The following is a 25896-nucleotide window of genomic DNA, read 5'->3' as shown; positions in this document are numbered from 1 at the left end:
GTGTGGCAGCTGCCATGTGAAAGTAGGACATTACCAGGCACCTAATTAAATAAAAAGGCCTCTCCAACTGGAGAGGCCTTTTTATTTATTGCGTGTTTAGAGATTGGCCGACTTTCAAGTAGGGAGACGAGGAACTGAAGCAGGGCTTCGCAGTCCGAGGAGCGCAAGCGTAGCGCAGCCGGACCATTCCAGGCACCTACAGAGGGCCGCATCCTAGCACCACGGCATTCGTGCATCCTGCACGTCACACCCGCTCAATGTGCGGGTTTTTTGCTTTATACATTCCATAACAAGTTCAAGAAATCAGGTCGCTACGAAGCGGTGCTGATGCTGTACGCGGAAATTCCATTTTTAAAATCTCGAAACAGCTTTTCAAATGATTAAATCTCAGGTTCCCAGAAAGATAGGACTGATGCTGAGTCAATTGCCTCGCTATTCAAAAATTGGACGAATGTTTGCACGAAAACTCTGGAATAGCATAAGGGCTTGCTGGTTAAGTATCCGAAATAAATACAATATTTCTTACAATTAACAATAAAACTACACAAGATTGTGTGGCATTCTTATGAAAATCTACCGCCACAGTAATACGAAAAATGTCTAAAAACTCATATTTGAAAAGATTAAGCGCAGTGTTAATAGCCAATCTGGTATTAACGTCCAGTGCTTTAGCGATAGTCATTCGTCACGATAAGCCAGTTGACAGCTATCTCGCTGTTAAAGATGATTTTCCGCCACTTGCGACGTTTTACAATATCGGTGTGCACGGAACATTAATTGCACCAGAATGGGTTCTGACTGCAGCACATACTGTTTTTTGTTTGAGTGAGGGGCAGTTTATTCGAGTTGGTAATGAAATGATCGAAGTGGCGGCTAGGTACAGCTACCCGTCTTATGAACTAGGTGAAGAAAACGATCTAGCACTTATCAGACTAAAAGCGCCTGTACTTAGTGTACAGCCAGCGAAACTGTATCGCAGTCAGGATGAACGAGATAAAGAGGTATGGTTTATTGGCAGTGGCGGCACGGGTACTGGGTTAACTGGTGAGACGGTAAGCTATAAAGACAATAACGGGATATTGCGTAAGGCGAAAAATAAGGTTGTAGCGGTAACAAATTCTGACCTTAGATTCGTTTTTGAAGCAGGCCAACAAGGGCTTGAACTTGAGGGTGTCTCTGGCAACGGTGATAGCGGAGGCCCTGCCTATATAAAAGAAGATGATGGCTATTACCTGCTCGGCGTTAGTTCTAGGGTGGATTCATGGTTTAAAGATGTTGGAGAATATGGTGTTAAAGAGCTCTACACGCGGGTCTCAACTCACGTTGATTGGATAGACAAGGTGATGTCGGCAGATGAATTAGAGCGAGCCAAATTAAGTTCGTCAGATGGATTTCTGCAAGCAGGTATGACACCTGAGAATCTCCCCAATATTTGCGCATCAATTAGTCTTACATCAGTAGACTAAAGGCGATTAGTAAGCTATTGAATACCTTTAGGCATCAATGAGAGGAGCAAACTTCTACCACTGACACTATCGCGATTGAGCGAATTGATACAGTCTTTGTCAGTGTGAAAAATGAAAGATGCTACCCTATTTTCTCAAGGGCATGTGTGGAAATGGTTAGCAATTTAACTAAACACATTAGGAATTTGTTAAACGCAATTTAGCAAGATACTCAACCAAGGAAGTGCTTATGTGCGTTGTTATAGGATAGGGGGAAGATTTGAGTTACCAACTCATCGCTGGATATTATGAAGACTTATTAAAAAATATGGCTAATATTGCGTTGATGCAGCGAGTCATTAATAACTCATTTCAACGTGAATTTGACTTGTTGAATGAATACGAATCTAATAATTCCCCCTTAAAAATTATCAGCCGTGACGCCTTCGGCTATTATGATCCTTTTACTGGCGAACTCGAAAAGTATGCTTTTCGCCAAACGTCAGTTGAAGAATTGAAAAAGTTAACGTTGTGGCAAAAAAATAGCCAATATTGTTGGCTTCTTACGCAAGCATACGAGTGGTTTGAGAAATACATCTTCGATTCTCATGTGTTGCTAGTTAGTCAAAAAACAAATAAGAATTATTTAAGTACTTCTCTTTCATTCTTTAGTTCAAAGTACCCCCAAATAGAAAAAGCTGAAAAAACCACTGTATCAAGGATCAACCTCAAAGTTGCTCTTTTGATGATAGAGCAATTGAGACATCAAATTGTTCATGTACAGGGTAATGTTAAGAACTTCGATGAATTTTCAAAAAAAATCATCGACAGGTCAGGTGTTAATAATGATAAATTAAAACATAAGGAGTTCTTTCAGCAATTCGTGCTGCACGATAAAGTTTATTTACTTGAAAGACCTATAAGTGATGACTGCCGTTTGAATCTGTATCATGACATATTTACACATTTAGTAAGTTACTTAATTGGATATAGTCGCTTAGTTAAGAATTCGGTATAACTTTCGCATATCCAATGACAAAAAAATTAAGATCGGACTAAAATGCTTATTGCAGCGTTATCATCGCCCGAATCTGGCAAAAAAGCTATCCACCGTGTTCGCTAAAGCTAATTATCCAGCCAAAGCTTTTCAAGCTTTAGGTAATGTGGAGCTTTAAATTTGTAAAGTAAATTTATTAATTGGCAGAGATCACATCAACACTTTTGCTGTTCTACCATTTCGGTACTGTGATGCGGAGTTAGGGCACTATTGATTAGACGCACTGTGTTATCAACTCACCGCGCAGCAATTTTGTATTTGGAGATCACTTAGTAAGGCTAGAAGCGCAAAGCTTGGTCTGTGGATTGACTTAAAACGGGCTGTGCGCCCGTTTTAAGGTGTATCTTGATTAGTGCAGAATACGGGCGCGGATGGTGCCTTCTACTGCGCTCAGTTCTTTTAGTGCCACTTCTGAGTGGTCGCTGTCGACATCGATAACCACGTAACCAATGGCTTCGTCGGTTTGCAGGTATTGCGCGGCGATGTTAATACCGTGCTGGGCAAATGCTTGGTTGATTTGCGTTAGAATACCTGGGCGGTTGTAGTGAATGTGCAGTAAGCGGCTGCGACCAGAGAGTTCTGGCAGTGATACTTCAGGGAAGTTCACGGCACTTAGTGATGAACCGTTGTCTGAGTATTTGGCGAGTTTACCCGCTACTTCAATCCCGATATTTTCTTGGGCTTCTTGCGTTGAACCACCAATGTGCGGTGTTAAGATCACATTATCAAACTCACGTAAGGCCGAGATAAACTCTTCTTCATTTGATTTTGGCTCTTCAGGGAATACGTCAATTGCCGCACCAGAAATACGTTTTTCGCGCAGCGCTTCAGCAAGCGCAGCGATATCGACAACAGTGCCGCGTGAGGCGTTAATCAGTATTGCGCCTTGCTTCATGACTTCTAACTCAGCAGTGCCAATGAGGTTTTTAGTTTGTGGCGTTTCTGGCACATGAAGGCTCACGACATCTGCGCGTTGTAGCAGCTGAGTAAGGTTTTGTACTTGCACCGCGTTACCGAGCGTCAGCTTATCTTCGATATCGTAAAACTCGACTTTCATGCCGATGTTTTCCGCCATAATACCCAGCTGAGTACCGATATGACCGTAGCCGATAATACCTAAAGTTTTGCCACGCGCTTCATAAGAGCCGATAGCGGTTTTTTGCCATATACCACGATGAGCCATGGCATTACGCTCTGGAATACGGCGTAACAATAGAAGAATTTCACCTAGCACCAGTTCTGCTACTGAACGCGTGTTTGAAAACGGTGCATTAAACACCGCAATACCGCGAATGCGCGCTGCGGGTAAATCAACCTGATTGGTGCCGATACAAAAACAGCCAACAGCAACTAATTTTTCAGCGGCTTGGAGTACTCGCTCGGTTAAGTGGGTACGCGAGCGAATACCAATAAAGTGCACGTCCTTGATGCGTTCGATAAGTTCTTCCTCTGGTAAGGACGTTTTGACATACTCAATGTTGCTATAGCCATTGCGCTTAAGTGTTTCTACTGCGCTTTGGTGCAGACCTTCAAGTAGAAGGATGCGAATTTTGTCTTTTGCTAACGATACCTTACTCATGACTTATCCTACTTTTTAGCAAATATGCTAGTTAATTTTTGGGCCCTCTGGTGTGCCCGTGATCACGATGTCTGCGCCTCGTGCCGCAAATAAACCGTTGGTTACGACACCTACGATTTGATTAATAGTTGTTTCCAGCTCTTTCGCCGCTTGAATTTGTAATCCGTGTACATCCAAAATAACGTTGCCGTTATCTGTGACTACACCTTGGCGATAAACTGGGTCGCCACCGAGTTTGAGCAACTCACGGGCAACGTAGCTACGTGCCATAGGGATAACTTCTACCGGTAACGGGAAGCCGCCAAGCACAGGTACGTGTTTGCTGCTATCAACGATGCACACAAACTGCTTTGCTACTGCGGCAACGATTTTCTCGCGGGTCAGGGCTGCGCCGCCGCCTTTGATCATTTCATTGCTGCTGTTAATTTCGTCGGCACCGTCGATGTACACGTCAAGGCAATCCACATCGTTAAGTTCATACACTTCAATACCCAAGGCTTTAAGCTTGGTGGTTGATGCTTCCGAGCTTGAAACCGCGCCACGGATCTTGTCTTTGATAGTCGCAAGTGCATCAATAAAGTGATTGACAGTAGAGCCTGTGCCTACACCAACAATGCTGTCTTCTTTAACGTAATCTAACGCTGCCCAGGCAGCGGCTTTTTTCATTTCATCTTGGGTCATTGCGAGTCACACTTAATCGTTGTCAATAGTCGCGTCAGTATACTCAAGTTAGCGCGAAAATGAGACCCGCAAATGACTTACCAGCAATAAAATTGTGTTGGTGTGAGAATGGCTTGTAGCGGTACATCCCACGCTGCGGTTGGCAGGGTATCAACACGTTGACAATCGTGGGCAAGGCCAATGAGTTTTGGCGTACGCCAATGCTCTTGATAATAGCGGGCTAATGTTCTGTCGTAGTAGCCGCCACCCATTCCCATGCGATTACCGTGCTTGTCGAACGCGACCAACGGCAATAGCAAAACATCGAGCTCCGCAAGCGGGCAAATGTCTTGGCAATTCAACTTGGGCTCCAAGATACCATAGCGGTTTGTGGTCATGGGTGAATTTTTTTCATAGGACTGGAACAGCAAAGTAGTGCCAGAAAAGGGGTGGATAACAGGCATGAAAACCTGTAGGTTTTTGTGCCAAAGCTCTTGAATTAAAAGGGAAGTGTCAAGCTCTCCATCATTGCTTAAATAGCACCCAATACGGGCGTTTTTTGGGGTTTTTATATGTTGAAAGAAATTCAACTTGAGAGAATTTGCAGCAGCACTTTGTTCGCAAGCCTGCAGATTTCGGCGCTTTTCTCGGATCTCTAGACGGATGGACTGACGAATACTTTTCTGATCGTTAAAATTATTCAAGTTGGTCTCGTCAGAAGTTGAGTAAATCAGGATAAACTAATGTCAGCACCAGTAGCACGATGAGCAATACTGCTGCGGTGACCAGGCTGTATAACATCATAGGGGAGCGTTTGACTGGCGTTGGTTCAAAGTCGAGCTCTTCTAAATAGCTTTCGTCTTGCCAATCTTCTTCTTCGATTTCTGGATCGGCTGGTTTATTGTTGGCAAGTTTTTGCTCAATATCATCCAAACGTTCTTCAAGGCGAATTAAGCTGCTGGTGATGTAATCTAGCGCTTCAAACAAACGTTCATCACGGTCGTTTTTAGTAGTTTGGCTGTTTGCGTCGTTGAGAAGCTGGAGTTTGGCCTGAATGCCCATAGAGGCGAAGAGTTTCACTTGCTTGAGGGCTTTTTCTTTGTCGGCAGGTGCAAATAAGGCTTTATTGGCGAAAAACGTACTGGCTTTGGCTTCTGGAATAGCAAGTTTGGTTGCAACTCGCGTGATAGCCACTTCTTGCTCTATGCCTTTATCTAATCCAACAAACATGACGCGGTATTTATCGGTCATGACAACATCCTACTTAAATTGCTAATGCCTTGAGTATACCCAAAATTTGCTGGCTGTAGAGCTTTTAGCGGGAATTTTTAAGATTAATTGAAGGACAAGGGCTGTGCTAACACAGCCCTAAAAGTAAAGCTTAGTATTTGGCTGACTTACCTTTTGGTAAGGCGCTATCAATAAACTCGCGGATATCTTGATTGGCTTCGGCTAAATCTGGGCGACGCAAGTACATCATATGCCCTGAGCGATAACCTTTGAATGATAAACGGTCTTGCATTTTGCCACTTGGATCTAGCTGCCAAAGCGTATATTTGGCATCAAAATAGTTGGTGGCGCCATCATAATAGCCGGATTGGATCATCACTTTGAGATACGGGTTTTGTGCCATTGCAAGGCGTAAGTCTTTGCCTGTGCGGTTGTTGGTTCTGTCCCAAGGGTGCACGTTACCGAACATATTGTATTTTACGTCGGTTATATAATTAAGCTCTTCACGTAAGTAGTAGTTAATAGCTGGAGTGAAGCTATGCAACCATGAGGTCAGTTCTGGCCAGTAGTCTGGCTTATCACCGGCATCACGTCCGTCGATACCTAAATAGCGCGAATCAAGTCGGCCAACAGTGTAGCCTCGGTCTCTCAGCAGCTCTTTCCAAAATGACGCTGTTGGGATATCAAGGTTATTTTGTAATACGTAAGTTTCTGATAGCCCGCTGTATTTTGCTACTTGCTTGGCGATGCGTTGCTTCTCTTGCAAACTTAAGAAGCCGCCTTTGGCAAGCGCTGGTAAATAACTATTGAGGGTAAAATCTTCAACTTCTTTTAGGAGCGGTAGTAAATCTTGCTGTTGTAAGTCAGCTTCTAACGCTTTGTGATACCAAGCGGTTGCAGCAAAGTACGGTAGGCGGTTGGCTGCATCAACGGGGCCATCACGCTCAATACCTATGTCGGTAGGAGAGACTAAGATCACGCCGTTTAAGTACATCCATTGCTCATTTTGTAATTCGTGGGCAAGCCCAGAAACGCGCGTGGTGCCATAGCTTTCACCAATTAAGAATTTAGGCGATAGCGCTCGGTTATTACGGTTGATAAAGGTGTTAAGCCAGCTAGCAAGGTATTTGATGTCGGCGTTCACACCAAAAAACAGCGCCTTTTGCTTATCTTTGCTTGGCAGTTTACCGTCATCACCCGGTAAGACGCGCGAGTAACCGGTATTCACTGGGTTAACGTAAACGATATCGGCCACATCTAAAATGGAGTGTTGGTTTTCGGTTAAACCATAAGGTTGAACTGGATAGCCTTCGTCATCAATTTTAAGCACTTTTGGGCCGGTATAAGCGATGTGCATCCACACCGATGCTGAACCTGGGCCGCCGTTAAAGCTTATAACTAGCGGGCGCTGGCTTTTGTCACTGACTTTGTTTTTTTCATAGTAAGTATAGTGCAAAGTCGCAATGGCTTTACCTTCTTCGTCCCAAACTGGTTGAGTGCCAGTGGTGGCGGTGTAGGTCAGTTTTTCACCGTTAATTGTCGCTTTATGTTCTGTGACCACTTTATTGTCGATAGCAATGGCAATATTGTGATCAGAGGTTTTTTCTGCCGCGGTAGCAGGCAAAGTTAACGCAGCTGAACCAAGGCAAACCGCGATTGCGAGCGCAAGCTTTTTCATTATTGTGTCTTCCAAAATAACAGGAGGGATGGCAATCATTAAAGTGAAAAGTGTGGTAAATAGCAAAACGATTGAGGCTAATAAACAATTACTGCTGACTAATCACGGGATGAGGTAGAAATTCATCCGTTAAGTCTTAAATTTTACCCAAATTGGTGGTATTCTCGCCTATGTGTGTTTTTTTTGTAACAGAATTCCAGTATATTTCATACTTATGTCGGTAGTATGAAAGTATTGATCTTATCAGTTCCTTGGATCTGCCATCTTTCTCTCGAAGTTTGAAGAGCCCCTTTCTATGCAAAGAGTCTTGATTGTAGAAGACAGTAAAGTTGTACAGCAGGTATTGCGCCATCTCGCCAGCCAGCATTTGCAAGTGACCCTAGATTTTGCTTGGTCACTGCAGGAGAGCATGCAGTATTTAGCTCGTCACGAATATACTTTGGCGCTGGTGGATTTAACTTTGCCTGATGCCGCCGATGCCGAAGTGGTCAAACTGACCTTAGCGCATCAAATCCCAACTGTGGTGTTGACGTCAAAAATTGATGAATACAGTCGCCAGCAAATGCTAGAAATGGGCGTGGTGGACTACGTGATCAAAGACAACCGCGATTCTTACCTTTACGCGGTTAAGTTGATTGCGCAGTTGCTCCGTAATCAGGGTTGTAAGGCATTAATAGCTGATGATTCGGTGATTAGCCGCGTGGTGATGCGACAAATGCTTGAAAAACAGCTATTCGAAGTAATGGAAGCAACGGATGGGCATGAAGCACTGAGCATTTTGGAAGCGCATCCTGATATTAAGCTGTTACTGACCGATTTTGCCATGCCTGTGATGGATGGCTTTGAGCTCGTTAAAGCGGTGCGCAATTCTCGTGGCCGTGACGATTTAGCTATCATAGGTTTATCTGGCGCGGGCAGTCATGGTTTATCGGCCAAGTTTATAAAGTACGGCGCCAATGACTTTCTTGCGAAGCCATTTATGAATGAGGAGTTCCATTGTCGCGTGATGCAGACTATGGAGCAGCTTAATCTCTATGCGGAAATCAAAGATTGTGCCTATCGGGATCACTTGACTGGGCTTTACAATCGTCGTTATTTCTATCAACAAACGGAACGTTTACTGCGCACTAACAGTGGCCAGCATGTTTTGGCGCTGTTGGATATCGATCATTTTAAACGTATCAATGATGAGTATGGTCATCTCGGTGGTGATGAAATCCTCAGACAAGTTGCTGAGCTACTGAAAAGTGCCTTTGGCCGCTATGTGTTAGCGCGTATCGGCGGTGAAGAGTTCGCGGTGGTATTGCGTGGATATGACCTAGAAAACGCCAAGCAAGTGTTTGATGATTTTCGTCAGCGTTTTGCCGATTTTGAGTTTGCGCTTAATGGTGCATCCTACCGCAGTACCATAAGTATTGGCCTTGCCACTTGCTATTCGCATTCACTCAGTGAAGTGATGCGCGCAGCCGATAGGGCACTCTATACGGCCAAAGCGAAGAACCGCAATTGCGTAGTGAGCGCCCACGACTAGCTTGCCAGCGCGGCGTTGCAATCCGCTGCACCACATTTGACCAAATCTTGCAAATGCGCACCAATAAGGTGCGTTTTTTTTGTGCAAAATTCAATGTTTTATCCTAACTAACTGAATAGTAATAAATAAAAATACTGGCACAAAGGTTGGATTACTCCCATTAACAACAGGATAACGCATGTCCTAAGGGGACCAACCATGAAAATGATAAGTGCAATAATAAAACCATTTAAATTGGATGAGGTGCGCGAAGCGCTGGGGGATTTGGGAATTGAAGGGATGACAGTGGTCGACGTAAAAGGTTTTGGTCGCCAACGTGGCCATACTGAGCTGTATCGCGGCGCAGAATATCAAGTCGATTTCATTCCAAAAATCAAATTAGAAATTGCCACGCGTAGTGAAAACTGTCAGCGCGTCGTAGAAACCATTACCCGAGTGGCAAGTACCGGCAAAATTGGTGACGGCAAGATCTTTGTGTATGACTTAGACCAAGTGGTGCGGATCCGTACCGGCGAACTCGACGAAGAAGCGATATAAGGGGCTGCAGCATGGAAAATACCATAGTCGAATTAAAATTTTCTTTAGACACCTTTTACTTTTTAATTTCTGGGGTGTTGGTAATGTGGATGGCAGCTGGTTTTGCCATGTTAGAGGCAGGTTTAGTGCGCTCGAAAAATACCACAGAGATTTTGACCAAAAATATCTGCCTGTACGCCATTGCTTGTACTATGTACCTCTTGATTGGCTACAACATTATGTACGTTGACAACGTAGAGGGCGGCTTAGTGCCAAGCTTTGGCGCCTTGATTGGCGTGCAAACGGATGACGCGAATCATGCTTTGCAATCTGACTTTTTCTTCCAAGTGGTGTTCGTTGCAACTGCGATGTCAATCGTATCAGGCGCGGTTGCTGAGCGCATGAAACTATGGGCTTTCTTGGCATTTTCAGTGGTGATGACTGGCATTATTTACCCAATAGAAGGCTTTTGGACTTGGGGTGGTGGCTTTTTATCTAAACTTGGCTTTGTCGATTTTGCAGGCTCTGCCATTGTTCATGGCGCAGGTGCCGCAGCTGCTTTGGCTGGGGTGATCTTACTAGGTGCGCGTAAAGGCAAATATGGCAAAAACGGTGAAGTGTATCCTATTCCTGGCTCTAACCTACCGCTTGCAACTTTAGGTACTTTTATTTTGTGGATGGGCTGGTTTGGTTTTAACGGTGGTTCACAGTTGTTGCTATCTGATAAAGAAAATGCCACTGCGGTAAGCCAAATTATGCTTAACACCAACGCTGCGGCGGCAGCTGGCGCGATTGCTGCGCTCATCGTGTGTAAAGTGCTGTGGCGCAAAGCGGATTTAACCATGATTTTAAACGGTGCCTTGGCGGGCTTAGTGGTTATCACCGCAGAGCCAGCCTCACCAACGCCGTTATTCTCAGTATTACTGGGTGCATTGGGCGGTTCGTTAGTGGTACTTAGCATTGTTTATCTTGATAAAGTGAAAATTGATGACCCAGTGGGTGCGATTTCAGTACATGGCGTGTGCGGTGCCCTTGGTATCATGATGGTGCCATTCTCAAACTCGGATGCGACTTTTGTTAATCAAGCTATTGGTTTAGTGGTAATCCTAGGTTTTGTGTTTGTCGCTTCACTGCTGGTATGGGCTGTGCTGAAACAAACTATGGGGATCCGCGTGGGTGAAGAAGAAGAGATCAATGGCATGGACCAACATGACTGTGGCATCGATGCTTACCCCGAGTTTGTCACTGTGCGTGGTAATTGATTTAGTCTAGTAATCGAATTGGTTGTTCGTAACGATAAAGCCCGTACCTTGCGTCGGGCTTTTTTCATTTTTGTGGTTTAAGTTGCTGCGGTTTCAGCGCGGGTTAATCTGCTTAGATTATGTTAGACTGCTAAAAAATAGCAGCGCGGGCAGACGACATCACAATGGCAGGCAAACCTTCCAAATCTCCTTCAAGTTCAACTAAAACGACAACGCCAACCTCAACTCTAAAACAAAGAGTATTCAGAGCGTTGTGGAGTTTTGTTTGGAAAAGTATGCTCGCCACCTTAATAGCTGTTGGTTTGTATGTGATTTATCTTGATGCCAAAGTCTCGCGTCAGTTTGAAGGCAATAAGTGGCAGCTTCCTGTGCAGGTTTATGCCCGAGCTATGGGCTTTTATCCTGATCAATATTTGTCTGAGCAGGAGGTGCTGTGGGAACTGAATCGCCTTAATTATTCGGCGGTGAACCGCATTAGCCGCACTGGCCAATTTGTAAAACAAGGGCGCACCATCACGATAAAACGGCGTGCTTTTGAGTTTTACGATGGCGCAGAAGAAGCCACTCAGTTTACGTTATATTTTGCGGGGCAGAAATTAACCCGTATTACCAATGCCGCGGGCAAAGAATTATCGTTTGCCCGTTTAGAGCCGATGCAAATTGCCCGGATTGGTAACGAAAGCCAACAAGACCGCGAGTTTGTGCCGCTCGACAAGTTCCCGAAAACGTTGCGAGATGCTTTGCTAGTGGTAGAAGACCGCCAATTTTATGAGCATCATGGCGTCTCTGTGGTGGCAATTTTACGTGCCTTTTATACCAATCTTAAAGCGGGCCGCACCGTACAAGGCGGAAGTACCCTAACGCAGCAGTTGGCCAAGAACTTTTATTTAAGTCGTGAACGTACTTTAGTGCGTAAAATAAACGAGGCGTTTATCGCGTTGATCTTGGACTTTAGGTACAGCAAAGACGAAATTCTTGAGGCCTATCTCAACGAAGTGTATTTAGGCCAAGCGCATAATCAAGGTGTCCACGGTATGGGATTGGCGGCTGAATTTTATTTTGCGAAACCCGTTGATGAACTTGAGTTTGATCAGATGGCGCTATTGGTGGCTATGGTTAAAGGGCCGTCGTACTACAATCCCCGTCGTTATCCTGAGCGTGTGATGGAGCGCCGCGATTTGGTATTGCGCCTAATGGCGGAAAATGCACTGATCAGCACCAACGAATATCGTCAAGCGCTGGCGCGTCCAATAAAGATCCAACCGTTGAAAAAGAGCTTACATCAGGCTTATCCGGGCTACCTAGAGCTAGTGCAGCGTGAACTGGAAAGACGTATTCCTGATGGTGATGTAATCAACGGTGGAGTGCGGGTATTCACCTATTTCGAATTGCAAAAACAAGCAGCGATGGAAAGCTCAGTTGAAGCTGCGTTACCTTATTTGGAAAAGCGTGCAGACGTGGCTGAGCTAGAAACAGCGATGATTTCAGTCAATCTTGCTAAAGGTGGGGTGTCGGCGCTGGTGGCGGGTCGCGATATGCGATTTTCGGGCTACAACCGCGTGCTTGATGCTCGTCGCACCATAGGTTCATTGGTGAAACCAGCGGTGTATTTAAATGCGCTGGAAAGCTCTGAATATAGTTTGGCCACATTACTGGATGATTCACCGATTCGGGTTTCAGATAGCCAAGGTATGACTTGGGAACCAGAGAACTTCGACCATAAGTTCCGTGGCAGCTTGCCGCTTTATCAAGCATTTAGCCAAAGTATTAATATTCCAGCGGTGAATGTCGGGATGCGGCTTGGGGTGGATAATATCGCTGATACTTTGCAGCAATTGGGCGTTACGCAAAGCATTCCGCGTTATCCGTCATTGCTGTTAGGATCATTAGAACTATCGAGTTATGAAGTGGCACAAATGTATGCCACGCTTGCCAATGATGGTGTATATCGACCGCTGACGGCGATTTCTGCCATTACCAATGCGGTGGGTAAAGTGTTGTATGAACACAACCCAAGTGCTGAGCCGCGTTTTTCAGCTGAAGCGGCATATATGACCAAATATGCCATGAAACGGGTCACCAAAGATGGCACAGCGAAGCGAGTGAACGCGCACTTTCCATCACTGGTCTTAGCGGGTAAAACCGGCACCAGTAACGATCTGCGTGATAGTTGGTATGCTGGATTTGATCAAAACACTGTAACGGTAACTTGGGTCGGGCGGGACGATAACAAAAGCACCGGCTTAACCGGCGCGGTTGGTGCGTTAGAGTTGTATATTCGATATTTGAAACAGCTTAACCCAGAGGCAATTGCGGATGAGCGCCCTGCGGGGATCAAATGGGCATTTGTGAATACCGAAACTGGGCAGCAAGCGCCACCCGGTTGCGGCACTGTGTTGCAGTTACCGATCCGCGCTTCACAATTTGACCCCAAACCGCGTTGTAATCGACGCTAACCGCTCACGGTTAACGCTTAATCAAGGCGGAATTTTGCAACTTGGCTTTGTAGGGTGTGTGCCACCGTATTGAGCTCCGCGACATTTTGTAAAGTGGCCTCGGCGGATGCCAAGGTGTGCTCCGCCGCTTGGCTGATGTCTTGGGCGTCAGCCAAGGCATGTTGGGTTGCTGCCTTTTGTTGTTCCACCAGTAAAGTGATTTGCTCGCCTTGGGTGCGAATTTCCAGCATGCTAGTTTGCGCTTTTTCTAACACTTCTTTGGTGGCTAGTGCCGCCGCAACCCCTTCTTGCATTTGTTTGACACTTTGCTGCATTTTTTGCTGAGTGTCCGTCGAGGCGTGTTGTAACGACGCGATAATATTATGGATCTCTGCGGTTTGCTGCTGGGTCCGTTTTGCCAACATCCGCACTTCGTCGGCTACCACGGCAAAGCCGCGGCCTTGCTCACCAGCTCTCGCGGCTTCAATGGCGGCATTCAGTGCCAATAAGTTGGTTTGCTCGGCTATTTCACTGATAGCTTGGCTGACTTTACCTATGTTTGTTGCATCTCGCGCGAGTTTATCTAGTGCCTGCTGACTCTGACTGAACTCACCTTGTAGACGCGTCATATGCTGCGCTAAGTGCTGCATATTGTGATTGCCTGCACTGACTTCCTCACCTGCTTGCGCTGCCAGTCGTTGTGCATCATGCGCTGAATGGAGTACTTGTGTAGCTGCATCATTAAGTTGGTGTAGGGCCTGATAAATGGTGTGTAATTTCTGCTGCTGTTGACTGACATCTTGTTTAGTTGCGCTACTTAATTGACTAAGACCGGCACCTGATTGGGTGACATGGTCGCTATTGCGATGTACATCTTTCAGTAACGCATTGAAGGTGGCTAAAAGCTGATTGAATTGCTTGACGCTGGCGGTCAATTCATCATTACCTTGAGTTTGCGCTCGACTGATAAGTGACCCTTGCGCAGCTTGGGTTGCAGCGTGTGAGAAGTGGCGTAAAGCTGACAGAACCGCCAAGTAAAAGCCCGCCATCAGATACAAAGCCAACCCTAAACACAAAAGCGACGCGCATAGTACCAAACGCTGGATAAATTGCAGTCTGGCGTGTTCTTCAGTGAATGCTTGCTGCATAGCTGGGATTGCCGCTTGGGCAAAAGCCTCCACCGCATTATTAATAGTTTGATTTAAAGTCGCGAACTGAGACTGGCTGAGCTGTAGCGCATCCGGTTCCAGCATTTTTTGTTTTACAGCTGTACTTAGCTGATTAAAGCTGTCGCTAAGCGCGCGGATGCTGAGTGCACTCAGGTTTGGGTATTCTTTACTTTGTTGCACGATTTGAATTTTAGCTGCGAATTGGCTGAGTAAAATAGGCAATGCTTTGTTGGCATTGGAAAGGGTAATAAAGCTCTCTGGCGAGAATTGACCTTGTTGCAGTACTTGGTTCGCTGCGCCTCGTAAAGTTTGCCACTCTTCTAATAGACGTGGTAAAGATTCAACGATCGCACGATTGAGGTAACTGCGGGCGGTAATATGGTCAACGGCAAGTAACGCTTTGAGTGAGACTTCTTCTAACAGGTCGGTTGGCATGCTTGCAGTCAGTGCCAATTGTTGCTGTAGCCCAGTGGGTAAGGTCACGGTTTGGCGGTTTTGTAATAAGCCTTCGAGTAAGGCGGGGTAGCTTGCTATCCCTAAACGTTGTTGCTCAAGACGGCGGATCTCTTGGCTCAAACTGGCATTGAGGTAAAACAAACTAAGTAGCAGTGGTGCAAGCAAAATGCCAAATACAGTCGCCATTTTGTGTTTATAGTGTAAACGTCCCATTAGGGTGACGGCGGGAGTGATAAACCAAGAGATACTTTGCATACTTAACCTTTAGGACTGGGTTGTCGTTAGCTGTCAATCAAGTTAAGAAAGACCGTTAAATGGGTGGAAACTATTCACCCTTAACTGCAAGATGAGAAAATACACCGCCATATCGACATTTTAATTTCCGCTTGGGCGACGTAAACTGAAAGTGTAGAAGAAATTAGGTTGAGTGCATGGAACAGATAGAAATATTTGAGATCCCCAGTCCATGCCGTGGTATATGTCAGGTGAATAACCGCGGCTACTGCAAAGGGTGCTACCGTAGCCGAGAAGAGCGTTTTACGTGGAATACCATGACAGATCAACAAAAGCGCCATGTGATAGTGCTGTGCCAGCAGCGCTACAAACGTTATTTGCAGCGCCAGCAACAGGGGGCTGTCGATTCAGACCACGAACAAGCAGGCTTTGATTTTTAGGCGAGTTGATATTTAATCAGGAAAACCATGTTTTGCGCGTAGTTGTGCCATGGTGCCATCGTCTTTAAGACGTTGCAGCTCAGCGGTTATCGCTGGCACCAAAGCTTGATGCTTGTTATGCACAAAGTGATATGTATCAATATGTTTTAGATAACGAAATGACCATTTAGCTTGAAGTCGGTCATACTGCGTTGCAGAAACATGAAAGTCGAGCATAAGGGCTGCACTGATTTTTTCTTGGTGCAGTAAATTTAACTGGGTTGAGATATTTTGTACTTCGACCAGCTGACCCGGATAGGGATGCTCAGCAAGGTAGCTTTCAATTACGGGATAGCCACTTACCACAACTAAATTGGGTAGTTGTGCGAGTGTGCAGGTTTTACAGCTGCTGACTAAGGTAAGATGAAAACTAAACAGTGGTACGGGAATTTGAATTAAATTAGGATATTGCGTAGCAACACTGGCAACCCGAGCTAACTGGCCGTCAAGGATCCCTTCATTGGCTGCGACTAAAACACTTTGGTAATTAAAATCGATCAATTTACTGCCGATACCCAGATTTTGGTATACTTGCGTCATTAACTCGATAGCGTAACGCGATTGTGGTGTATCAGCGGATTGGTTGAAGAGCATAGGCGACGTAGTAGGGGTGGCTGCAGGCACTCCGATACTGAGCAATAATAACCAAGCGAATAACGCCGTTTTCACCAGAGATCTTCCTTTGTATGAAAATGCGCACAAAGTAACCGTCTTTTGTGCTTGGTGCAAGCACTGATCATTGTTAAAAAGAAAAATAGGAGCAGCATGCGTTATAATCTCTGTTTATTGCCGCGCGCAGAAAAATATCAAATTCAGCTCGACTACGAAGCTTCATTTTGGGCGTATCAAATCAAACGTGGTAAGAATAGCCGAGAAGCGGTTTATGATGCTATCCATGCTCGGCCTTTGTCTGAGCAAGCTACGCTTAAGCAACGCTTTGAATACTATTTGGCTTTGATGCTAGCGTGATAGCAGCAACTGCTGCGCAATTAATAGCTAATGGCTGGTAAAGCATGGTATTGTTGCAACAACTGTGCAAGATTTGTTAAATAACTTCAGATGATTTTGGCTCACTTCAGGCTACTCCTGTCCTTGTTTTTATTGCTTTCTCTGTGCTCAATTTCAGCGCGGGCAGAGGTTATGCGCTTATCCCCAAACGAAGGGTTATCACAAAGCTATGTCCGCGATTTAGTGATAGATGAGGACGGTTACTTGTGGCTATCTACCGAAGGTGGTTTAAATCGTTATGACGGCTATCAAGTACTCAAAGTGGATGGGCCTGACGGCGAGTTAGCTGAAGCCAATATTGACCGTATTTATCTTGATAGCCAAGGTAAAATTTGGATCACCTCTACTATTGCTGGGTTATTTAGTTTCGACCCGAAAACAGATCAATACCGCCAGTATATGACTGCGCCAGTGACAGAGGAGGAGTTCAGAACTAAACCAGTTTATCAAATGACTATGCTGGATGAGCAACACATGTTGCTTGGTCGCAGTCAAGATGTGTTAGTGCTGAATATTGCCAGCGGCGAAATCACGACATTAATAACATTGCCAAGTGATGGTGAACCCGCAACCGTGAGGCAATTACAGGTTTTTGGCGATTATATTTTTATTGCCACTGCCGAAATGGGAGCCTTTGTTTACCAACAAAGTAGCCGCAAGTTTAGGCCCATAAACCATCTTGATAATATTGAACATCCTTATCAAAACAACACTAAGTCGTTTTATTTTAAAGACGCGCAAACCTTATTGCTTGGTGCGGTACAAGGGTTGTATGAAATCGACATCAGCAATCTTGCCGAGTTGATGGATGATGATAAACGTCCGTTCGCACATAAAACCTTATTCCCTGAGCTGAATATCTGGCACATGTTAGCGGAGCCAAATGGGCTGGTCATGGGCACTGACAAAGGGTTAATGCATTATAACTGGGTAACTGGCGAGCTGAACGCTGATACGCGCTTGAGCAAGTCTCAATATACCTTGGTTGACCCGAGCATTGTTAATTTAGTGCGGGATCATAATGGTGGTTTATGGTTAGCTTCCAGAACCGACGGAGCGTTTTATTTACCAAAACCGCAGGGCAAATTCACTAATGTAAACAACCAAACTTTAAGTGCGGGGGAGTTTTCTCATCCGAATACTTGGGACATCACTGAAGCTAACGGCTACTTGTGGGTGGCTACCCAAGACGGCCTAACCCGTTACGACCCACAAACGAACACAGCTAAAGTGTTGTACAAAGGTTACTTAGGAGAAACCTATTTTCCTGAGTTTGTGATTTATAAACTCATGCCATACCAAGGTAAAATTTGGCTTAGCGGGATGCGCGGACTGTTTATTTTTGACCCAGTCAGCGAAACTTTGCGGCGGCCAACCAGCCAAGATGCCACCCACAATGAAATCTTACAAGATAGGGTCTCGGGAGTCGAGTTACTGCCTAATGGTCTGTTGTATTTTGTGCATGCTGAGAAAGGTATGTATGTGTACGATATTAATCGTCAGGTGTTGACCGATATTTCTGGTGACTTTAATAATGCCGACCCATTTTTAGCTCATGGCTTTTTCAAGCCATTGGCAACCCATCCTGAGCAACCGTTGTTTTTCACCAGCGGTACTTTGTCTCGTTATGATCCTAAGGCCAATAAACTCATTAAAATATACAGTGTGCCAGGAGCAAGTGAGCATTTAGGCATTGCTGTAAACTCTTATATTATTGATAGAAATAATATTCTTTGGTTGTCGTTAACTAACTTCGGGTTGCTTGGCTTGACTGCAGATGGCTACGAGCACGTTTATACGATAGATCTGGAGAAAAACAACCTTGGCACGCTGATGTATAGCATGAACATGGATGATGAGGGCATGATCTGGATGAGCAGCCATAAAGGGATCTGGCGGCTCGACCCGGACAATCTGCATTTTCAGCAGTTTTCTATTCAAGATGGTTTGGTGGCCAACGAGTTTAATGGCGAAGCCTCCACCCGACTGGCCGATGGTCGTTTGGTGTATGGCTCAGTACAAGGTTTTACCAGTTTTCTGCCGAGTGACAATAACCCCAAAATACCGCTGGTCAAGCAAGTTAATATCACCTCGGTACAGCTGATGTCGCGGGATATTCGCCAGCAAGGGTTGAAGAAATTCCGGCATATTACCCTCAATCATGACGACATTGGCTTGGAAGTGGTGTTTTCCGCAATGGCGTTTAACTATCAAGATCGCATTGTTTATGAATATCAGATCTCAGGTGGGCAGAAGACCTATAGCCGCAATAACCAGCGGGTGCTGTTTCCTAAGCTGAATCCTGGCCTTTATGAGCTCAAAGTGTGGGCAAAAGACCCACTCACAGGCCAGTACACACCACCGGCTAAACTGGATATTGAAGTGCTGTATCCGAAATGGCGCTCGCCACTTGCGATTGCCTCCTATATTGCGGTGCTGTTTTTGTTAGTGAGCATTTGGTTAGTACGGCGCAACCGCATTCAACAACTATTGCTTAAAGCGCATCGTGAAACTCAGCACAGTGAGGCGAGGCTTAAACTCGCTCTGGAAGGCAGTAATTCTGGGGTGTGGGATTGGCAAGCGCAAAATAGTCTTATCTATCAGCCGCGTTTTCGCAGTGAACTGGGTTACCCGCATGAAAACGTGACCTTAGATGAATATCTTGCGAAGATCCATCCCAAGGATAAGGCATTGTTCCGCCTTGAGTGGCTGGAGTTTGTTTCTACCCAAAAGGGCTATTTTAACTGCACTTATCGTTTGCGGGATAGTGAAGGCCATTGGCGTTGGTACAAAGACTTTGGCAAAGTGATGGAATGGCAAGGCCACAGTCCGCTAACTGTGGCTGGCACTTATACCAACTTGACCAGAGAGCGGGTGTTTGAAGAGCGTGCTCGAGTGTTTGGTGCGGCGTTTGAACAAACCCGCGATTGGGTGTTTATTCTTGATAAACGGCTGCGGGTGCGTGCATGTAACTCTGCATTGCAACAAGCGTTTGGGATGACGGAAGTACCGTTATCAAGCACTAGCCTAACCTTAGGTTTAAGTCGCCAAACGCGAATGCAATATATTAAGGCCATTAGCCAGCTTCAACAAGGTGAACTGTTTAGCGCGGAAGAAGCCTTAACGCTAAAAAATGGTGAAACCCGTCAGGCATTGATCAAAGTCAGTGCGGTGGCGAGCGATAATACCGATTTAGTCAGTTACGTTGTGGTTATGACCGACATCACAGAACAAAAACGCGCTGAGCAAGAGCTTTATCAATTAGCCAATTATGATGTGCTTACTGGTTTACCCAACCGGACTTTGTTTGTTGATAGGATCCAACATGCTATTGAGCAAGGGGCACGTACGCATTTGCCAATCGCAGTGTTATCGCTCAATTTTAAACGGCTCCAGCATATTGCCCAGCTCTATGGCCCAAGCGTATATCAAAACGTGTTGGCCTGCATTGTGGCACTTTTGCAAGAAGAGCTGCAAGAGCATGATAGCCTCGCAGTAAGCAGCCAGAAAGAGTTCTATGTGCTGATGGAACAGGTGCTCGATGACAATCGCGTGCTCCGTTTTTGTCGGCGTGTGATCGCGCGCTTTAACCAAGGTTGTCATGTTTCAGGTCATGAGATCAATCTGGTGCTTGGTATTGGTGTTGCGGTTTACCCAGAAGATAGTGACAATGCTATCCAACTGCTGCAAATGTCTGGGTTGGCGCTCAACCATGCGATGCAGCGTAACCACAGTAATTATCAATTCTTTAAAGAAGAAATGAACCAGCGTGTGATGCGTGCTGCCGAGATAGAAAAAGCGCTATACAGTGCAGTGAATCAGGGCGCATTTAGTAACCATTATCAGCCGATTATCAACGCCAACAGCAACCAAATAGACGGCTTTGAAGTGTTGTTGCGCTGGCCACAAGATTGCCAGTTTTCCGCTGAGGAACTAGCAAAAACCGCAGAACACACAGGGCTTATTACGCGGATCAGCTTACAAACGCTGGAACGCGCGCTGATTGAGCTGAAAAGCTGGCATGTGAGCCATCCGCATTTGTATATTTCGGTGAATTTATCTGCACATGATTTCCAAGTGCCTGACTTAGTTGCGTCAATCGCGCAGCTGTTAAAGCAGCTGCAAGTGCAGGGGGAAGCCGTGGCATTTGAGATCACAGAATCTGTGTTACTTGCCGACACCAGCCATGCTATTGCGGTAATGCAACAATTACAGGCGCTGGGATGTAGGCTATTGATGGACGATTTTGGCACAGGTTACGCATCTTTAACCTATTTACAGACCTTCCCAATCGATGTGTTGAAGATTGACCGCAGCTTTGTCATGCAGCTCGATAGCAGCAGTCGCCACCATAGAGAAATTGTGCGCTCTATCGTGATGTTAGCGCATAATTTGGGTAAGCGTTGCGTTGCAGAAGGCGTGGAAAACGCCACTCAGCTGGCTTACTTGCAAAGCCTTGGCTGTGATTACTTCCAAGGCTTCTTGTTCAGTCCCGCGATTGCTGGCGATGATGTGGCAGCGCTTTTAGCGCGTGATTGGCAGCATACACTGCACCCCGTGTAACGCTGCTGGTGGATTAAAGCCGCTGCCCACAGTGGCGGCAATAAACGTCATGGACGCGTTGGCTGGTGATAAATTTGATGGCTTTATTGGCTTCCATATGACTTAGGCCAAGCTCGACGCGCAAATGCTCAAGGTGCTCGCGCTCATCAAGAGTGAGTTCACCATCAATTAAACTATGTAATACCGCCTCTTGAAAGGCTTCACGGCGCTTACGCATTTGGTCGGCAAAACTCGATGCTAACAGACCTGTGGGGATAGCCACCATGCCCATACTCAGTACTGTGACAAGGCCACCAAATAATTTGCCACCCGCCGTAATGGGCACGACATCGCCATAGCCAACTGTGGTTAACGTTACCAGCGCCCACCACATCGCTTGCGGAATAGAGCCAAATTTATCCGGTTGCACATCGTGCTCTAATAAGTAAATCCCGCAGGCTGCGAGGATCATCACCACACTCATAATGAAGAATGCCGCCAGCAGTGAGCTGCGTTCTTCTTTAAAAGATTCCAATAATAGCTGCATAGCGCGAGAGTAGCGGGTGAGTTTGAAGATCCGCAGTAAGCGAATTACCCGTAAGAAGCGCAAGTCGAGACTGAAGAACATCATCAGCCAAGTTGGCAAAATAGCCAGTAAATCAATCAGCGCTAATGGTGTAAAAAAGTACTTAAGACGTTTTTTGGCACTACTGTCATCATTTAGATATTCCGTTTTATCTACACAGCACCACAATCGCAGTAGATATTCGAGCGTAAAAATCGCTACAGACACCAGCTCTATAGTTAGAAACCACGTACTATATTGCTGGTGGAGAGTTGCGACAGACTCGAGCACGATGGCAACAACATTGAGCAAAATAAGGCAGATAAGGAAAATATCCAGCGCTTTGCCTATTTTGCTGTACGGCTGCGCACCTTCAAAGATATGCGCGATAACAGTTCGAAGTGGTTTTTGGCTATTCATTGTAATGGCAGTTTCATGTGGATGGTGCCTTCTTCAAAGTCACGACTGATGGCAAAGCCAAGACGTCGCGCAAGCTCTATCATACCTTTATTCTCAGGTAAGGTGATCCCTTCAATATATTGCACACCTTGTTTACGACAGTGATTGATGGCAGCAGACAGCAAAATGGTGCCAAGCCCTAAACCCTGACAATCAGAGCGCACCACCACGGCAAATTCGGCAATTAAATTGTCTGGGTCCATTAATACCCTTGAGACCCCCAAAGTTCGGTAGCTTGACTTGTATGGCTCAGTGACAATAAAGGCCATTTCACGGTCGTAATCGATTTGCGTCATTTTGGCCAGCTGCTCGTGATTGAACTGAGGTAACTCGCCAAAAAAGCGCCGATATCTGTCCTCTTTAGTGAGAGATTGATCAAACTCTTGATGGGCGCGCTCGTCTTCGGGGCGAATAGGGCGCAAGGTAGCGACGACGCCGTTTTTGAGCTGCACGGTTTCCACCAGCTCCTTTGGATAAGGGCGAATTGCCAAGCGCTTACGCCGTGGGTCGGGCTTATAACGTTGTAAACCTATGCTGGCATCGAGCACCAAAAATTGCCCTTGGTTGGCAAGCACCGGGTTGAGTTCAACGCTGACAATATCAGGCTGGTCGACAATCAATTGCGAGACTCGCGTGAGTAAAGCGCACAGGCGATATTTATCGACCTTATTGGGGAGGGCTTTTTCTTTTAGCACATTTTTATCATGCGCCGCCGCAATTAAGTATTTGGCAAGATTCATGTTGAGTGGCGGCAGCGCCACCGCGGCTTGCGCAAAACCAAGGCCGGTTCCTGCTTCGCCAAGTAAAATTACCGGCCCTACGCTGGCTTCGCTTTTTATCGCAATACGCAACTCTTCTGCACCTGCTCTTGGCGCCATAGGTTGTAGTGAAAAGCCTTCAATTTCTGCATCGGGGAAGGACTCTTTAATGCGTAACAGCATCGCAAAGGCGTTTTGCTCCACTTCATTGCCGTCATTGAGATTAAGCACCACACCACCGACCAGTGACTTAGAAGGAATGCTGGCGCTCAGCAGTTTTAATGCTACAGGAAAGCCCATGGCTTCTGCGCATTCCCGCGCCTCGGTTGGCGTCAGCGCCACTTGGGTTGCAATGCAATCAATACCATAGTGAGCCAACACTTCTTTGGCCAGATGAGTCGATAAATGATGATGGCCTTCAGCTAAGCGGGTTTTTATCAGCGCTTTGGCACTGTCGCTATGAATAAGGGTATCTTCAACACTCGACTCTGGGGTTTGTGTCAGGTGCTTTTGGTTGCGTCGATAAGTGATAAGGTGCATAAATGCGCCGACTGCGCCCTCTGGTGTGCGATAAGTCGGGATACCACGCTCTGCGCACAAGCGCCGCGCTGCGTAGGCGGCTTCTTCACCCATAAAGTTAGTCATTACATACGGGCGCGCCATTTTGGGTATGGTATCTAAGGTGTCGGCGATGATTTTGGCATAAGCTTCGCTGGGGGCGAGCGCCGAAGGGGTATGAATGATCAGTAAATTTTGTACTTCTGGCGCTTTTAGCAGTACCTCTAGTGCTTGCTGATAGCGTAGTGGCGACGAGTCACCATAAATATCAACAGGGTTAAATACCGTTTCAGACTGAGGTATTGCTGTGCGTAGTGCCGCTAAGGTTGAGTCAGAAAACTGAGTCAGTTTGCCGGAATTTTGCTGCAAGGTATCTACCGCCATTACTCCAGGCCCGCCACCATTGGTGAGAATCGTCAGCGGTTCGACTTGCAACAGCTTGGGATGAAGCGCCAAAGTTTGCGTGGCGGCGAAGAGCTCACGTAAATCGTTTACCCGCAGCATACCGGCGCGTTGGAAAATGGCGTCATACACCGCATCATCAATGGCGCGACCACCGGTATGGTGGTGCGCAGCAATCGCCCCCGCAAGAGTGCGGCCAGTTTTTATTGCTATGACAGGTTTGCAGAAGGCCGCGGCTCTAGCTGCGGAAATAAACTGGCGGACTTGGTTAATATTGTCGATGTACAGCAAAATGGCTTGAGTTTTAGCATCCCGCCCGAGGAAATCCAGCAGCTCAGCAAAGTCGATATCAATACAATCCCCAACCGAGACAAAATACGAAAAGCCGATATTTTTCTGCTCGGCCCAATCTAAAATGGTCGAACATACCGCCGCCGACTGCGAGACAAAGGCAAGTTTGCCCGGTTTTGCTACCGTATGGGAAAAGCTGGCATTGAGCCCCAAATGCGGAATAAGCAAACCCAAGCAATTTGGCCCAAGTAACACCACATTAGCGGTTTTGGCGGTATCGCGCAGTTGCTGGCGCTGCTCCTGAGAAAGGCCAGAGGCGATGATCACCGCGTGACGGCAGCCGAGCTCACCTAACTCAGTCACGATTGTTGTTAAGGTGTTTTTGTTGGTACAGATCACCGCGAGATCGGGGATCTGTGGCAACGCTGCAATGGATGGATAGGCCAGCACGCCATGTACGGCTTGATGCTTAGGAGAAACCGGCATAATGGGGCCGCTAAATCCGCCTTGGAGTAAGTTGCGCATGACGACGTAACCTGCGCGACCAGCCTGATTCGAGGCACCAATCACAGCGACGCTGCGCGGATTAAAAAACTGGCTGATTCGTTTAACTGACATGACGGCTCCTTTTCGCTGTTCATATCCAAATCAGTTTTACTGCGTTAAGCTTGCAAACATCAAGCTGATACTGATCTGGTTTGCCTATCCGCCTAAGATTCTGGGGATGACCCTAACTCTATCAGTTTGTTCGAATATTTCGAGCGTAACAGCACAAGAATTTGATCTATACCCACAATACTTGAGGGCGCAGCCAATACCGCTGTAACTTCACGTAGCAAGGGTATCACTTCCAAGGTGGAGAAAATGAATAGTAATGATCGTTTAACTTGGTGGGGCGCCTCAGCCTTACTCAGTGTTGCTGTGGTTGTAGCGGCCTTTGTGGTTAAAGACACCGCACTGACATTTAAAGCTATGGAGCGCACTGTGGTGGTCAAAGGCCTTGCCGAGCAAGAGTTCCCGGCCGATACGGTACTGTGGCCGTTGGTGTATCGTGACGCCGATAATGATTTAGCGGCCTTGGTAGCGCGGGTAGAGCAAAAAAATCAGGCCATCAAAGCGTTTTTAACCTTAAATGGCTTTGCGGATACCGAAGTGTCGTTCGTCGCACCTTCGATTACTGATAAGTTAGCGCAGGAATACAGCCAGCAGGACGGTGGTTTTCGTTACGTGGCTAAATCAGGCATGACGGTCTACAGCAAACAGCCCCACAAGGTCAAAAATGCCCTGCGCGCGCTGGGTGATTTAGCCAAACAGGGAATTGCCATTACCCAAAGCGATTACGACAATCGCATTGAGTATCTGTTTACTCAGTTGAATGACATTAAGCCAGATATGGTGCAGGCCGCAACCCGAGAAGCCCGAGCCGTGGCAGACAAATTTGCCAAAGATTCCGATTCTAAACTGGGTAAAATCAAGCAAGCCAACCAAGGTCAGTTTAGTATTCGCGAACGCGACAGTAATACCCCTGAAATCAAAGTGGTGCGGGTCGTTACTAGCGTAGAATATTACTTATCGGATTAAA

At 46.2% G+C, this 25896-nt stretch carries 19 protein-coding genes; 10 read left to right on the top strand and 9 right to left on the bottom strand.

Annotation, left to right across the window (positions count from 1 at the left end; genetic code table 11):
- Positions 1-596 precede the first annotated feature (596 nt).
- Together ACFOEE_RS01305 and ACFOEE_RS01300 are read left to right on the top strand one after the other, a co-directional pair.
- Positions 597-1466, top strand: coding sequence for a S1 family peptidase (locus ACFOEE_RS01305; RefSeq protein WP_377120112.1), 870 nt, complete (start codon positions 597-599; stop codon positions 1464-1466).
- Between the two features lie 259 nt (positions 1467-1725).
- Positions 1726-2463 carry a hypothetical protein gene (locus ACFOEE_RS01300; RefSeq protein ID WP_377120110.1) on the top strand — a complete coding sequence of 246 codons (738 nt, stop codon included), beginning with the start codon at positions 1726-1728 and terminating at the stop codon, positions 2461-2463.
- Positions 2464-2851: 388 nt separating this feature from the next.
- Here ACFOEE_RS01300 and serA read toward each other — a convergent pair whose 3' ends face one another.
- The 5 genes from serA to ACFOEE_RS01275 all read right to left on the bottom strand — a co-directional run bounded on the left by serA (position 2852) and on the right by ACFOEE_RS01275 (position 7649).
- Positions 2852-4081, bottom strand: coding sequence for a phosphoglycerate dehydrogenase (gene serA, locus ACFOEE_RS01295; protein WP_377120108.1), 1230 nt, complete (start codon positions 4079-4081; stop codon positions 2852-2854).
- Positions 4082-4108: 27 nt separating this feature from the next.
- Positions 4109-4762: a ribose-5-phosphate isomerase RpiA gene (rpiA, locus tag ACFOEE_RS01290; protein WP_377120106.1), complete on the bottom strand. Its 654-nt coding sequence runs from the start codon at positions 4760-4762 to the stop codon at positions 4109-4111.
- Positions 4763-4839: 77 nt separating this feature from the next.
- A complete protein-coding gene (locus tag ACFOEE_RS01285; RefSeq protein ID WP_377120104.1) occupies positions 4840-5445 on the bottom strand; it encodes a 5-formyltetrahydrofolate cyclo-ligase in 606 nt (201 codons plus the stop codon).
- Positions 5446-5455: 10 nt separating this feature from the next.
- Positions 5456-5992 carry a hypothetical protein gene (locus ACFOEE_RS01280; RefSeq protein ID WP_377120102.1) on the bottom strand — a complete coding sequence of 179 codons (537 nt, stop codon included), beginning with the start codon at positions 5990-5992 and terminating at the stop codon, positions 5456-5458.
- A 130-nt stretch (positions 5993-6122) separates the two neighbouring features.
- Positions 6123-7649 carry a S10 family peptidase gene (locus ACFOEE_RS01275; protein ID WP_377120100.1) on the bottom strand — a complete coding sequence of 509 codons (1527 nt, stop codon included), beginning with the start codon at positions 7647-7649 and terminating at the stop codon, positions 6123-6125.
- Positions 7650-7944: 295 nt separating this feature from the next.
- Between ACFOEE_RS01275 and ACFOEE_RS01270 the strand changes: the two genes are divergently transcribed.
- The 4 genes from ACFOEE_RS01270 to mrcB all read left to right on the top strand — a co-directional run bounded on the left by ACFOEE_RS01270 (position 7945) and on the right by mrcB (position 13414).
- On the top strand, positions 7945-9180 hold the full coding sequence (locus ACFOEE_RS01270; protein ID WP_377120098.1) for a diguanylate cyclase domain-containing protein: 1236 nt from the start codon (positions 7945-7947) through the stop codon (positions 9178-9180).
- A gap of 198 nt (positions 9181-9378) precedes the next feature.
- Positions 9379-9717: a P-II family nitrogen regulator gene (locus ACFOEE_RS01265; RefSeq protein ID WP_377120096.1), complete on the top strand. Its 339-nt coding sequence runs from the start codon at positions 9379-9381 to the stop codon at positions 9715-9717.
- 11 nt (positions 9718-9728) lie between these two features.
- Positions 9729-10958, top strand: coding sequence for an ammonium transporter (locus ACFOEE_RS01260; RefSeq protein WP_377120094.1), 1230 nt, complete (start codon positions 9729-9731; stop codon positions 10956-10958).
- Between the two features lie 164 nt (positions 10959-11122).
- Positions 11123-13414 (top strand): penicillin-binding protein 1B, encoded by a 2292-nt coding sequence (gene mrcB / locus ACFOEE_RS01255; RefSeq protein WP_377120092.1) that lies wholly within the window; start codon positions 11123-11125, stop codon positions 13412-13414.
- 17 nt (positions 13415-13431) lie between these two features.
- On the opposite strand, the gene ACFOEE_RS01250 is transcribed toward mrcB, so the two are convergent.
- The gene (locus ACFOEE_RS01250; RefSeq protein ID WP_377120090.1) at positions 13432-15273 is read right to left on the bottom strand and encodes a methyl-accepting chemotaxis protein; all 1842 of its coding nucleotides are present in this window, start codon (positions 15271-15273) and stop codon (positions 13432-13434) included.
- Positions 15274-15449: 176 nt separating this feature from the next.
- Here ACFOEE_RS01250 and ACFOEE_RS01245 point away from each other — a divergent pair, with 176 nt between their 5' ends.
- A complete protein-coding gene (locus ACFOEE_RS01245; RefSeq protein ID WP_377120088.1) occupies positions 15450-15692 on the top strand; it encodes a DUF1289 domain-containing protein in 243 nt (80 codons plus the stop codon).
- A 12-nt stretch (positions 15693-15704) separates the two neighbouring features.
- On the opposite strand, the gene ACFOEE_RS01240 is transcribed toward ACFOEE_RS01245, so the two are convergent.
- Entirely contained in the window at positions 15705-16400 is a 696-nt protein-coding gene (locus tag ACFOEE_RS01240; RefSeq protein ID WP_377120086.1) for a hypothetical protein, read from the bottom strand.
- Between the two features lie 96 nt (positions 16401-16496).
- Between ACFOEE_RS01240 and ACFOEE_RS01235 the strand changes: the two genes are divergently transcribed.
- Positions 16497-16700, top strand: coding sequence for a DUF3283 family protein (locus ACFOEE_RS01235; RefSeq protein WP_377120084.1), 204 nt, complete (start codon positions 16497-16499; stop codon positions 16698-16700).
- Between the two features lie 171 nt (positions 16701-16871).
- Entirely contained in the window at positions 16872-21302 is a 4431-nt protein-coding gene (locus ACFOEE_RS01230; protein ID WP_377120082.1) for an EAL domain-containing protein, read from the top strand.
- A 13-nt stretch (positions 21303-21315) separates the two neighbouring features.
- Here ACFOEE_RS01230 and ACFOEE_RS01225 read toward each other — a convergent pair whose 3' ends face one another.
- A complete protein-coding gene (locus tag ACFOEE_RS01225; RefSeq protein WP_377120080.1) occupies positions 21316-22266 on the bottom strand; it encodes an ion transporter in 951 nt (316 codons plus the stop codon).
- Positions 22263-24932 carry a bifunctional acetate--CoA ligase family protein/GNAT family N-acetyltransferase gene (locus tag ACFOEE_RS01220; RefSeq protein WP_377120078.1) on the bottom strand — a complete coding sequence of 890 codons (2670 nt, stop codon included), beginning with the start codon at positions 24930-24932 and terminating at the stop codon, positions 22263-22265. The genes ACFOEE_RS01225 and ACFOEE_RS01220 overlap by 4 nt, the downstream gene beginning before the upstream one ends.
- A 246-nt stretch (positions 24933-25178) precedes the next feature.
- On the opposite strand from ACFOEE_RS01220, the gene ACFOEE_RS01215 reads away from it, so the two are divergent.
- Positions 25179-25895: an SIMPL domain-containing protein gene (locus tag ACFOEE_RS01215; protein WP_377120076.1), complete on the top strand. Its 717-nt coding sequence runs from the start codon at positions 25179-25181 to the stop codon at positions 25893-25895.
- Position 25896 lies beyond the last annotated feature (1 nt).

Origin of the sequence: Pseudoalteromonas fenneropenaei (assembly GCF_042643375.1) — a bacterium.
Taxonomy (GTDB): Bacteria; Pseudomonadota; Gammaproteobacteria; order Enterobacterales; family Alteromonadaceae; genus Pseudoalteromonas; species Pseudoalteromonas fenneropenaei.
The sequence above is the reverse complement of the archived record's forward strand: the minus strand, read 5'-3'. Positions and strand labels throughout refer to the sequence as shown.

Excerpts from the sequence above, each read along its gene's own strand:
- ACFOEE_RS01225 (WP_377120080.1), bottom strand. The coding sequence starts at position 22,266 with ATGAATAGCCAAAAACCACTTCGAACTGTTATCGCGCATATCTTTGAA.
- ACFOEE_RS01250 (WP_377120090.1), bottom strand. The coding sequence starts at position 15,273 with ATGCAAAGTATCTCTTGGTTTATCACTCCCGCCGTCACCCTAATGGGA.
- rpiA (WP_377120106.1), bottom strand. The coding sequence starts at position 4,762 with ATGACCCAAGATGAAATGAAAAAAGCCGCTGCCTGGGCAGCGTTAGAT.
- ACFOEE_RS01305 (WP_377120112.1), top strand. The coding sequence starts at position 597 with ATGTCTAAAAACTCATATTTGAAAAGATTAAGCGCAGTGTTAATAGCC.
- ACFOEE_RS01245 (WP_377120088.1), top strand. The coding sequence starts at position 15,450 with ATGGAACAGATAGAAATATTTGAGATCCCCAGTCCATGCCGTGGTATA.
- ACFOEE_RS01235 (WP_377120084.1), top strand. The coding sequence starts at position 16,497 with ATGCGTTATAATCTCTGTTTATTGCCGCGCGCAGAAAAATATCAAATT.
- ACFOEE_RS01275 (WP_377120100.1), bottom strand. The coding sequence starts at position 7,649 with ATGAAAAAGCTTGCGCTCGCAATCGCGGTTTGCCTTGGTTCAGCTGCG.
- ACFOEE_RS01270 (WP_377120098.1), top strand. The coding sequence starts at position 7,945 with ATGCAAAGAGTCTTGATTGTAGAAGACAGTAAAGTTGTACAGCAGGTA.
- ACFOEE_RS01265 (WP_377120096.1), top strand. The coding sequence starts at position 9,379 with ATGAAAATGATAAGTGCAATAATAAAACCATTTAAATTGGATGAGGTG.
- ACFOEE_RS01280 (WP_377120102.1), bottom strand. The coding sequence starts at position 5,992 with ATGACCGATAAATACCGCGTCATGTTTGTTGGATTAGATAAAGGCATA.
- ACFOEE_RS01260 (WP_377120094.1), top strand. The coding sequence starts at position 9,729 with ATGGAAAATACCATAGTCGAATTAAAATTTTCTTTAGACACCTTTTAC.
- mrcB (WP_377120092.1), top strand. The coding sequence starts at position 11,123 with ATGGCAGGCAAACCTTCCAAATCTCCTTCAAGTTCAACTAAAACGACA.
- ACFOEE_RS01230 (WP_377120082.1), top strand. The coding sequence starts at position 16,872 with ATGCGCTTATCCCCAAACGAAGGGTTATCACAAAGCTATGTCCGCGAT.
- serA (WP_377120108.1), bottom strand. The coding sequence starts at position 4,081 with ATGAGTAAGGTATCGTTAGCAAAAGACAAAATTCGCATCCTTCTACTT.
- ACFOEE_RS01215 (WP_377120076.1), top strand. The coding sequence starts at position 25,179 with ATGAATAGTAATGATCGTTTAACTTGGTGGGGCGCCTCAGCCTTACTC.
- ACFOEE_RS01220 (WP_377120078.1), bottom strand. The coding sequence starts at position 24,932 with ATGTCAGTTAAACGAATCAGCCAGTTTTTTAATCCGCGCAGCGTCGCT.